Below are 10,013 nucleotides of genomic sequence, written 5' to 3'. Positions count from 1 at the left end.
GGCGTCCGGTGTGGCGGTCGCGGCCCTGATGATCGCCGCGGCGACCGCGGATCCGGCGGCCCTGAACCCCGGTGTCGTCCCGCCGACGGCGCCCGAGCTGCCGCTGTGGCCCGCGGCGGCCGTCCTGATCGGGCTGCTGCCCGCATTCGTCGCGCCCGCCCCCGTGTCCGCTTCTGCAAGCCCTCCTCGGAAGGAAGCCTCATGATCCGCTTCGAGGATGTCTCGGTGACGTACGACGGCGCCGCGCGGCCCACCATCAGCGGGGTGGAACTCACCGTCCCCGAGGGCGAGTTGGTGCTGCTCGTCGGCCCGTCCGGAGTCGGCAAGTCGACACTGCTCGGCACGGTCAGCGGACTCGTCCCGCACTTCACGGGCGGCACCCTGCGCGGCCGGGTCACGGTCGCGGGGCGTGACACCCGTACGCACAAACCGCGTGAACTCGCCGATGTGGTCGGCACCGTGGGCCAGGATCCGCTCTCGCACTTCGTCACGGACACCGTGGAGGACGAGCTCGCGTACGGCATGGAGTCCCTGGGCCTCGCGCCCGACGTGATGCGCCGCCGCGTCGAGGAGACCCTCGACCTGCTCGGCCTCGCGGATCTGCGCGACCGCCCGATCGTCACGTTGTCGGGCGGCCAGCAGCAGCGGGTCGCGATCGGCTCGGTGCTCACTCCTCACCCGCGGGTCCTGGTGCTCGACGAGCCGACGTCGGCACTGGACCCGGCCGCCGCGGAAGAGGTGCTCGCGGTGCTGCAGCGCCTGGTCCACGATCTGGGCACGACGGTCCTGATGGCCGAGCACCGCCTGGAAAGGGTGGTGCAGTACGCGGACCAGGTGGTACTCCTGCCCGGCCCGGGCGATGCCCCGGTGCTCGGCTCGCCCGCCGAGATCATGGCCGTCTCCCCGGTCTTCCCGCCGGTGGTGGGCCTCGGCCGCCTCACGAACTGGTCGCCGCTCCCCCTGACCGTGCGCGACGCGCGACGCCGGGCGGCGTCGCTGCGGGAGCGGTTGGCGGGGGTGGCGGTGCCGCCGGTGGAGGGGCGGGGGTTGTCGGGGGGAGGCAGGGCGTCGGCGGCCGCGGGCCGGACGTCATCGGCCGACGACGGGGCACCGTCGGTCGAGGGCCGGGCGTCGGCGGCCGAGAGCCGGACGTCGGCCGCGGAGGACCTCGCGTCAGCGGTCGAGGGCCCGGTGTCGGCCGCGGAGGACCGGGCGTCGGCAGAGGGCCAGGCGTCGTCAGGCGAGGACCGGGCGTCGGCGGCCGAGGGGCAGGCGTCGTCAGGCGAGGGCCGGGCGTCGGCGGCCGAGGGTCAGGCGTCGTCAGGCGAGGGGCGGGCGTTGTCAGTGGGCGCCGATAGGCTCGAAGGGGCTCGGCCCCCGGGAGGGCGGGGACTGTCCAGCCCCGGGGCGGCAGACACTCCTCGCCGCCGCTTCTCCCTCCGCCGCCGCAAGCCCGAGACCACTCCGGGCGAGGCCGCGCCGCTCACCGAGCGCACCGCCGCCGCCGCTTCCCTCGGTGTGCACCGCGGCCGGATCGAGGCCCTGCGCCGCGTGGACCTCACCGTCTCGCCCGGCGAGACCATCGCGCTGATGGGGCGCAACGGGGCCGGGAAGTCCACGCTCCTGTCCGCCTTCGTCGGACTCGTCGAACCGTCGTCCGGCAGTGTGCGGGTCGCCGGGGCCGTCCCCCACAGGACCGCCCCGCGGGAGCTGATCCGGCGCGTGGGCCTCGTACCGCAGGAGCCGCGCGATCTTCTGTACGCCGACACCGTGGCCGGTGAGTGCGCGGCCGCCGACGCGGACGCGGCTGCCGCGGCCGGGACCTGCCGTGCGCTGGTCGAGGAGCTCCTGCCGGGCATCCCCGACGACACCCACCCCCGCGATCTGTCCGAGGGTCAGCGCCTCGCGCTCGCCCTGGCCGTCGTGCTGACCGCCCGGCCCCCGCTGCTCCTTCTCGACGAACCGACCCGCGGTCTGGACTACGCGGCGAAGGCCCGGCTCGTGACCGTACTGAGGGGGCTGGCCGCCGACGGACACGCGATCGTGCTCGCCACCCATGACGTGGAACTCGCCGCCGAGCTGGCCCACCGCGTGGTGATCCTCGCCGAGGGCGAGGTGGTCGCGGACGGCCCGACCGAGGAGGTCGTGATGTCCTCCCCGGCGTTCGCCCCACAGGTCGGCAAGATCCTCGCCCCGCTGCCGTGGCTCACGGTCGGCCAGGTGCGCACGGCGATCGGGGAGGGCGCGTGACCGGCCAGGTGCGGGCCGTACGCCTCGGACCGAAATCGGTCGCGGCGCTGCTCCTCGTCAGCGTGACGGGGTTCTTCGCCTTCAGCTGGCCCCTGCTCGCCGACCCGCAGTCGGGTGTCTCGCACGCCAAGGACGCGCCCTGGCTGTTCGCCGCCCTGCTCCCCCTTCTGCTCGGCGTCGTGCTCGCGACCATCTCGGAGAGCGGGATCGGCGCGAAGGCCGTCGCGATGGTCGGCGTGCTCGCCGCGGTGGGCGCCGCGCTGCGGCCGCTCGGTGCGGGGACGGCCGGTCTGGAGCCGACCTTCTTCCTGATGATCGTGGCCGGCCGGGTGCTCGGGCCGGGCTTCGGCTACGTCCTCGGATCGGTGACCCTCTTCGCGTCCGCGCTCCTGACCGGCGGGGTCGGGCCCTGGATGCCGTTCCAGATGATGACCATGGGCTGGGTCGCCATGGGTGCGGGTCTGCTGCCGGGCGCGGACCGGCTGCGGGGGCGGGCCGAGATGGGGATGCTCGCGCTGTACGGGGCGATCGCCTCCTTCGCGTACGGCTTCGTGATGAACCTGTACGGCTGGCCGATCGTCGGGGGTCTCAGCTCGGGGATCTCCTTCGTGCCGGGTGACCCGCTGCACGAGAACCTCGTCCGCTACCTCGCCTACTGTCTCGCCACCTCCATGGGCTGGGACCTGGGCCGGGCCGCGATCACGGTGGTCCTGACGCTGACGCTCGGCCCGACGATCCTCAAGGCGCTGCGGCGGGCCACACGCAAGGCGGCCTTCGAGGTGCCGGTCACGTTCGGCGGGCGCAGCGACGGAAGCGGCGACGGCGGCAACGGAAGCAGCGGCGGCGAAGAAAGCAACGGCAGCGGCGACGGCGAAACCGATACAAAAACCCCGAAAAACCGTAACGAATCCTAGCCCTACGTAACAGTAGGGGTCCTTCCCAGGTGACCCCGCCCACAGGACCAAGGTCCTTTACGAGCCGGGATAGTAGACCTCAGAGCCCGTTCCCCTAGGGGTCTCACAGGGGGTCTGACCTGCGATTACAAGGGGTCCGGCGAGATTGGGGCCGTTACGCCCCTGGTGCGAGGTCCACTAGTAAGAGGGGTCATTGCGGCGACGTAACAGCCCTGCTTCTCTGGAGGAGTCGCAGGGCACGGCGGCCCCTACGGGCCCCGCCCCGGCAAACCCCCACCGCACAGTCCCCGCGGTACCGGCTTGCCTGCGACTGCCCTGTTCCCGACCGGAAGGTTCTCCGTGTCTCTCGCCAGCATCCGCCGTATCGCTTCCCCGAAGAAGGCCGTCGCCACCGCCCTGGTGGGCGCCTCGGCCGCCGGCCTGGTCTTCATGGCGGCCCCCGCTCAGGCCGCGACCGTGCAGGCGGCTCCGGCCGCCGCCCCGGCCGCCGCGGGTTCGGCGCAGGCGATCGCCAAGCAGATGATCCCGGACCCGGCGCAGTACAACGCGTTCAGCCAGATCGTCTCCCGTGAGAGCGGCTGGAACCACACCGCGTCGAACGCCTCCTCCGGTGCGTACGGCCTGGTCCAGGCCCTTCCGGGCTCGAAGATGGCGTCCGCGGGCGCCGACTGGAAGACCAACCCGGCCACCCAGATCAAGTGGGGCCTGGACTACATGAACTCCCGCTACGGCTCCCCGGTCGGCGCGTGGAACTTCTGGCAGCAGCACCACTGGTACTGAGCCGGACCCTGAATGACCGACGCAAGCGGCCGTCCCTCCTCGTGAGGGGCGGCCGCTTCGTCGTTGCCCGGACCGGTCACCGCGCGAGCCGTCGCACCGGGTGACCGCCTACCGCACGAGCCGTCGCACCTGGCGACCGTCTACCGCGCGAGCCGTCGCACCAGGCGACCGCCTACCGCGCGAGCCGGTCGAACCATTCCACCGCCTTCGGCCCGCCCTTCTTGAACGATCCGAAGTGGTCCACGGCGCCTTGGTCGAGCACGGACGCCCGCACCCCGTGGTCCGCGAGGTCGGCGGCGCAGCTGCGGGCGTTGCCGATGGGTACGTCGGTGTCGCCGGCCGAGGCGTACAGGCGCACCGGCACCTGGGGCTTCCAGTCGCAGCTGTCGTCCTGGCTCTTCAGGGCGGTCAGGAGCGCTCCGTCGGGGTGCCGCAGCCGCTCGTAGAAGGCGGGGGTGAGCAGCTCCTTCACGTTCCCCGGCAGCTGGGCGACCACGTCCTCCTCGTGGTGCTCCCCGTCGAAGAGCGTCTCGACGCGCTCGTCGTAGGGGGCGCGGAAGGCTTCGGAGGGGTCGGTGTAGATGGGGTGCAGCCGGTTCTGGGCGACGAGGAAGTACGAGACGTAGAAGAGCCCGCTGATGTCGTTGACGCGGCCGTCGTACAGCGCCGGCACCTCTTCGCCGGTGAGGTCGTACGGTCCGGCGACGGGGGCGAGGGCACGCAGCCGGAAGCCGCGGGCCTGCCCGGTGCTCAGTTCGCGGCCGAGCGCCATGGCCACCTGGCCGCCCTGCGAGAACCCGGTCGCGTACACGTCGCCGGTCAGCGGCCGGTGCAGCCGCTGCGCCGCGCTGCGGGCCGCGTGCAGCATGTCGAGCGAGGCGGTGACGGCGGAGCGGGTGTCCATGTACGGGTGGGTGCCCGGGCCCTTGCCTAGCCCGAGGTAGTCGGGGGCGGCGACGGCGCGGCCCGCGGAGGCGTGCAGATACGAGGGCAGCTTGCCGAAGTCTTCCGCGACCGAGGGCGCGTAGTCGCGGTGGACCATGGTGCCGTGGGTGTCGGACACGAGGTCGAGCCGCCGCTCGCCGCCGACGGGCAGGGTGAGCAGGCCGGTGGCGGTGGTGGGCCGGCCCGCGGTGTCGATCGTGCGGTAGGTGAGGCGGTAGGCGCGCACCCCGTGGCGCACGGTCTCGTCGCCGATCTCGGCCTGGGCGAGGAACGCGGCGACCTGCGCCTTGCTCAGTTCCGCGACGGGTTCCACGCGTATGAGGTCGCCGCGCCCTTGGTGCGCCGTGACCGCGGCGGGGCGGGCGTCGGCGAAGGCCGGAGCGGTCAGGGTCGCGGCCAGGGCGACCGCCGCACAGGCGGCGACGGCGGCCCTGATGCCACGGGAAGTGCGGTGCGTCCGGCGGGTGTTGGGCGTCTGGTGCGTCCGGTTCGTCGTCATGAGGAGATGGTCGTACGTGGCCGGGTCCGGCCCCATCCGACCAGCCCCCGGATCCCGGGGTGTACTCAACTACACCTGGATACGGGGGATTTCCGAGCCGCGCACGGGGGATTTCCCAGCCGCGTACGGGGATTCCGGAGCCGCGTACGGGGGTTTCCGGCCCGAGCCCGACGTCCTCAGAGACGCTGGATGATCGTCCCCGTGGCCAGCGCCCCGCCCGCGCACATGGTGATCAGGGCGAACTCCTTGTCGCGCCGCTCCAGTTCGTGCAGCGCGGTCGTGATCAGACGGGCGCCCGTGGCGCCCACGGGGTGGCCGAGAGCGATGGCGCCGCCGTTGACGTTGACCTTCTCCAGGTCCTGCTCGAAGACCTGGGCCCAGCTCAGGACGACGGACGCGAAGGCCTCGTTGATCTCCACGAGGTCGATGTCCTTGAGCGACATCCCGGCCTTGCCGAGCACCGCACGGGTCGCGTCGATCGGACCGTCGAGGTGGTAGTGCGGGTCCGCGCCGACCAGGGCCTGGGCGACGATCCGGGCGCGCGGCTTGAGCTTCAGGGCACGGGCCATCCGCTTGGAGGCCCACATGATGGCGGAGGCACCGTCGGAGATCTGCGAGGAGTTCCCGGCGGTGTGGACGGCGGTGGGCATCACGGGCTTGAGGCCGCCGAGCGCCTCCATGGAGGTGTCACGCAGCCCTTCGTCACGGTCGACGAGGCGCCACATGCCCTGTCCGGCGCGCTGCTCGTCCTCGGTGGTCGGCACCTGGACGGCGAAGGTCTCGCGCTTGAACCGCTCCTCGGCCCAGGCGATCTGCGCCCGCTCCTGCGAGATCAGGCCGAGCGAGTCCACGTTCTCGCGGGTCAGGCCACGGTTGCGGGCGATGCGCTCGGCCGCCTCGAACTGGTTGGGCAGGTCGACGTTCCACTCGTCCGGCATCGGCTTGCCCGGACCGTGCTTGGAGCCCGAGCCCAGCGGTACGCGGGACATGGCCTCGACCCCGCAGGAGATCCCGATGTCGATCACACCGGCCGCGATCATGTTGGCCGTCATATGCGAGGCCTGCTGCGAGGAGCCGCACTGGCAGTCCACGGTCGTCGCGGCCGTCTCGTACGGCAGGCCCATCGTCAGCCAGGCGGTGCGGGCCGGGTTCATCGACTGTTCGCCGGCGTGGGTGACCGTGCCGCCGACGATCTGCTCGACGCAGTCCGGCTGGATCCCGGTGCGTGCGAGCAGTTCACGGTAGGTCTCGCCCAGGAGGTAGGCGGGATGGAGGTTGGCGAGCGAGCCCCCGCGCTTGCCTATGGGTGTGCGCACTGCTTCGACGATGACGGGTTCCGCGGCCATGAGCCCTCCTTCGCGGCCGGCCCGCCGCCGCTTTCGCGAGCCGGCTGCTTGCCGCCTTGATTCCTCAAGTGACGTGTTGCGGTCCGTGGGGGTGTCCCGGCACCCCGCCCGGCCGAGCCTTCGACCTCAGGTCTGTTTCTGACTCAAGAACTAGTACGCGTTCTAGTTACGGGGACAGTCTCACGACTTAGGCCCGTCCACCGCAAGGGTCTTGCACGCACAGCCACCGTTCCTGCACCCCACTTGCGCGTAAAAGATCTCCGCACAACCCTTGCCACAGGTAGAACCCGTTACTACGCGTTCCGGCCCCGGAGTTGACCCGCTGTTCCGCGCCTGCCTGCGCAAATCGCCCGGAACCGGGGGCCGGGTGCCTGAACGGATTGCGGCTGGCTAGCGTCTACGAGGTTGCCCAGCTCATCCGCCGGACCGAAAGCCGTCATCCATGGCCCAGGACGCCCTGTCGTCGCCGTCGCACCCCCGGTCGCCCGCCGCGGCCGCGGACCGCGCCGTCTGGCATGTCCGCCACCGGGTGCCGCTGCTCTCGACGCTCGCCCTGCTTCCGCTGTACGCGGTGTGGTGGCTGGTGTTCGCGAAGGGCGGCGGGGATCTCGCCGCGCAGCAGGCCTGGGCCGACTTCGTGGCCGAGCACCCGGGCTCCCCGTACAACCTGTCCTGGTACGGCGGGCTGCACACCGCCAACTACAGCCTGATCTCCCCGTATCTGATGGCCGCGCTCGGCGTGCAGACGGTGACGCTGCTCTCCGGTCTCGCCTCGGGCTGGCTGGGCGGGATGCTGTGGGTGCGCACGGGGATCGCCCGGCCGCTGTGGCCGGCCCTGCTCACCTCGTACGCCCTGTGCTGCAACGTCATCTCGGGGCGCACCACCTTCGCCCTCGGCATCGCGTTCGCGCTCGGCGCCTGTGTGCTCCTGATCGGGGCGCGGCGCATCTGGTGGGCGGGCCTGTGCGCGGCGCTCGCGACCATGGGGTCACCGGTCGCGGGGCTCTATCTGGTCGTGGTGGGTGCGGCCTTCCTGCTCGTACGGGACTGGGGCCGGGCCCTGTCGCTGCTGCTGCCGCCGTTCGTGGTGGTCGCGGCGACGACGCTGCTGTTCCCGTTCGAGGGTGTGCAGCCCATGGGGTGGGGGCGGATCCTGGCGCCCGTGCTGTTCTGCGCGGCCGTGCTGCTCGTCGCGCCGGCCAAGTGGCGCACGCTCAAGGCGGGTGCGGCGGTGTACGCGCTCGGCGTGGTGCTCACGTATCTGATCGCCTCGCCGATCGGGACGAACGTGGAGCGGTTCGCGCAGCTGATCGCGCCCGCCGTGCTGCTCGCGTGCCTGCCCGCGAAGCCCGCGGGGCCGCAGCGCCGCGCGGATCGCGTCAAGCGGGTCGCGTACGTGCTGACCTTGGTGTTCTCGGTCTACTGGGTCACCCAGAAAGCGGTCGACGACATAGTCGTCTACACCAAGGTCCCGGCCTGGGCGCAGCACACCGACGGCCTGGTCGAGGCGCTCGACGGCCTGGGCGCTGACCGTACCCGGGTCGAGGTCGTACCGGCACGCGACCACCGCGAGTCGGTGCTCCTTGCGCCGCACGTCAACCTCGCCAAGGGCTGGAACCGGCAGGCCGACGTGGAGCGCGGACCGCTCTTCTACGACGGCTATCCGGGCGCGGGCGTGGAGGACGGCGCCTTCTCGGCCCGGGCCTACAAGGACTGGCTCGACCGGTGGGCCGTCGGCCTGGTCGTGCTGCCGAAGAACGCACGCCCGGACGGGCCGGCCGAGCGGGAGGCGGCGCTGGTGCGCGGCGGTCCCGGGTTCCTGGAGCCGGTGTGGCAGGACGAGCACTGGCAGGTGTTCCGCGTGCGGGACGCCGAGCCGCTGGTCTCCGGGGCGGCCGAGGTGGTGCGTTCCGATGAGACCTCGCTGGTCGTGCGTGCTTCGGCGAAGGGGCCGGTGACGGTCAAGGTCGCGTACTCGCCGTGGCTGACCACCTCCGGTGGCTGTCTCGCGCGGGACGGGGATTTCGTACGGCTCGAAGTCGACGGTCCCGGCGAGTACCGGATCAGTTCGGCGTACGGGTGGCGGCCTCCGGAGCGCTGCTGAGCGGCTCCGCCTCCGGCCCGGGCGCCGGCTCCTTGGTCCTGCGCGGCCCCGACAGCGCGTATACGAGGAAGAAGCCCGCGCCGACGACGAGCGCGCCGCCGGCCGCGTCCAGGATCCAGTGGTTGGCCGTGCCCACGATCACCACCAGGGTGAGCGCCGGATGGAGCAGGCCGAGCGCCTTCAGCCACCACCGCGAGGCGAGCACGGCGACGACCAGGCCGCACCACAGCGCCCAGCCGAAGTGCAGCGAGGGCATGGCCGCGTACTGGTTCGTGAGCGCGGTCATCGCTCCGTAGTCGGGCCGGGTGAAGTCCTGGACGCCGTGGATCGTGTCGACGAAACCGAGGTCCGGCATCAGGCGCGGCGGCGCGAGCGGATAGAGCCAGAAGCCGGCCAGGCCGAGCAGGGTGGCCAGTCCCAGGGCGCTGCGGGCCCAGCGGTAGTCGGCGGGGCGGCGGCGGTAGAGGGCGGCGAGGATCGCGAGCGGCACCACGAAGTGGAAGGACGTGTAGTAGAAGTTCATCGCCGCTTCGAGCCGAGGGGTGCGCGCCACGAGGTGGTTGAGCCACAGCTCGAAGTCGAGGAAGAGCGCCTTCTCGAGTTCGTAGATCTGTGTACCGTGCGCTTCGGCCTGCTCGCGGCCGGCCGTCGCGGCCAGGCGCACCTGCGAGTACGCCCAGTAGAAGACGCGGATCAGGAGCAGTTCGAGCAGCAGGTTCGGGCGGGTCAGGGCGCGGCGCCACAGCGGCAGGAGAGGGATCCGTCTCCAGCGGGCGTCGACGGGGGTCGCGTAGTCGGTGCGGACCGGCTCGCGGAAGTACGGCGAGGTGCGGCTCAGGAACGGGACGGCGCAGGCGGCGGCCAGGGCGGTCAGGAGCAGCAGGTTGTCCCGCAGCGGGAAGAGGACCGCCCGGTCGAGCAGGATCACCTTGGCCGGCAGCGTCATCACCACCACGACGGCCGCCGGCCACACGAGCCGCGAGGAGACCTTGGTGCCGACGCGGCCGACCGCCGCGAGCAGCAGCCACAGGAGCTGGTGCTGCCAGGCCGTCGGCGAGACCGCGACCGCCACGCAGCCGGTCAGGGCCACGGCGAGCAGCAGCTGTCCGTCGCGCGCGTAGTGCACGGCGCGGCGCAGACCCACGTATGCGACCACGACGGCGAGCGCGGCGAAG

7 protein-coding genes and 1 pseudogene are annotated in these 10,013 nt (G+C 72.1%); 5 read left to right on the top strand and 3 right to left on the bottom strand.

What is annotated here, in order from left to right; all coding sequences use genetic code 11:
- The 4 genes and pseudogenes from ABT367_RS38715 to ABT367_RS38700 all read left to right on the top strand — a co-directional run.
- Positions 1-205 (top strand): annotated as a pseudogene (locus ABT367_RS38715) (energy-coupling factor transporter transmembrane protein EcfT); the annotation flags it as partial.
- Positions 202-2,250, top strand: a complete 2,049-nt coding sequence (locus ABT367_RS38710) for an ATP-binding cassette domain-containing protein (RefSeq protein ID WP_352258323.1) — start codon at positions 202-204, stop codon at positions 2,248-2,250. The pseudogene ABT367_RS38715 and the gene ABT367_RS38710, both read left to right, overlap by 4 nt.
- Complete coding sequence (locus tag ABT367_RS38705) at positions 2,247-3,164, top strand: ECF transporter S component (protein ID WP_352258322.1); 918 nt, start codon at positions 2,247-2,249, stop codon at positions 3,162-3,164. The genes ABT367_RS38710 and ABT367_RS38705 overlap by 4 nt, the downstream gene beginning before the upstream one ends.
- Before the next feature lie 339 nt (positions 3,165-3,503).
- On the top strand, positions 3,504-3,944 hold the full coding sequence (locus ABT367_RS38700; RefSeq protein ID WP_352258321.1) for a transglycosylase SLT domain-containing protein: 441 nt from the start codon (positions 3,504-3,506) through the stop codon (positions 3,942-3,944).
- Positions 3,945-4,116: 172 nt separating this feature from the next.
- Here the strand turns inward: ABT367_RS38700 and ABT367_RS38695 are convergent, their stop codons facing one another.
- The gene (locus tag ABT367_RS38695) at positions 4,117-5,388 is read right to left on the bottom strand and encodes an alpha/beta hydrolase (RefSeq protein WP_352258319.1); all 1,272 of its coding nucleotides are present in this window, start codon (positions 5,386-5,388) and stop codon (positions 4,117-4,119) included.
- 176 nt (positions 5,389-5,564) lie between these two features.
- Entirely contained in the window at positions 5,565-6,734 is a 1,170-nt protein-coding gene (locus ABT367_RS38690) for a steroid 3-ketoacyl-CoA thiolase (protein WP_165334268.1), read from the bottom strand.
- A 442-nt stretch (positions 6,735-7,176) separates the two neighbouring features.
- Here ABT367_RS38690 and ABT367_RS38685 point away from each other — a divergent pair, with 442 nt between their 5' ends.
- The gene (locus ABT367_RS38685) at positions 7,177-8,838 is read left to right on the top strand and encodes a glycosyltransferase family 87 protein (protein ID WP_352258318.1); all 1,662 of its coding nucleotides are present in this window, start codon (positions 7,177-7,179) and stop codon (positions 8,836-8,838) included.
- Here ABT367_RS38685 and ABT367_RS38680 read toward each other — a convergent pair.
- Positions 8,798-10,013 (bottom strand): phosphatase PAP2 family protein (locus ABT367_RS38680; RefSeq protein WP_352258316.1); only part of this gene is annotated, 1,216 nt, incomplete at its 5' end. The genes ABT367_RS38685 and ABT367_RS38680 overlap by 41 nt on opposite strands.

Source organism: Streptomyces mesophilus (genome assembly GCF_040300965.1).
Taxonomy (GTDB): domain Bacteria; phylum Actinomycetota; class Actinomycetes; order Streptomycetales; family Streptomycetaceae; genus Streptomyces; species Streptomyces mesophilus_A.
Note: the sequence above shows the minus strand (reverse complement) of the source record. Positions and strands in the feature narration are given on the sequence as shown.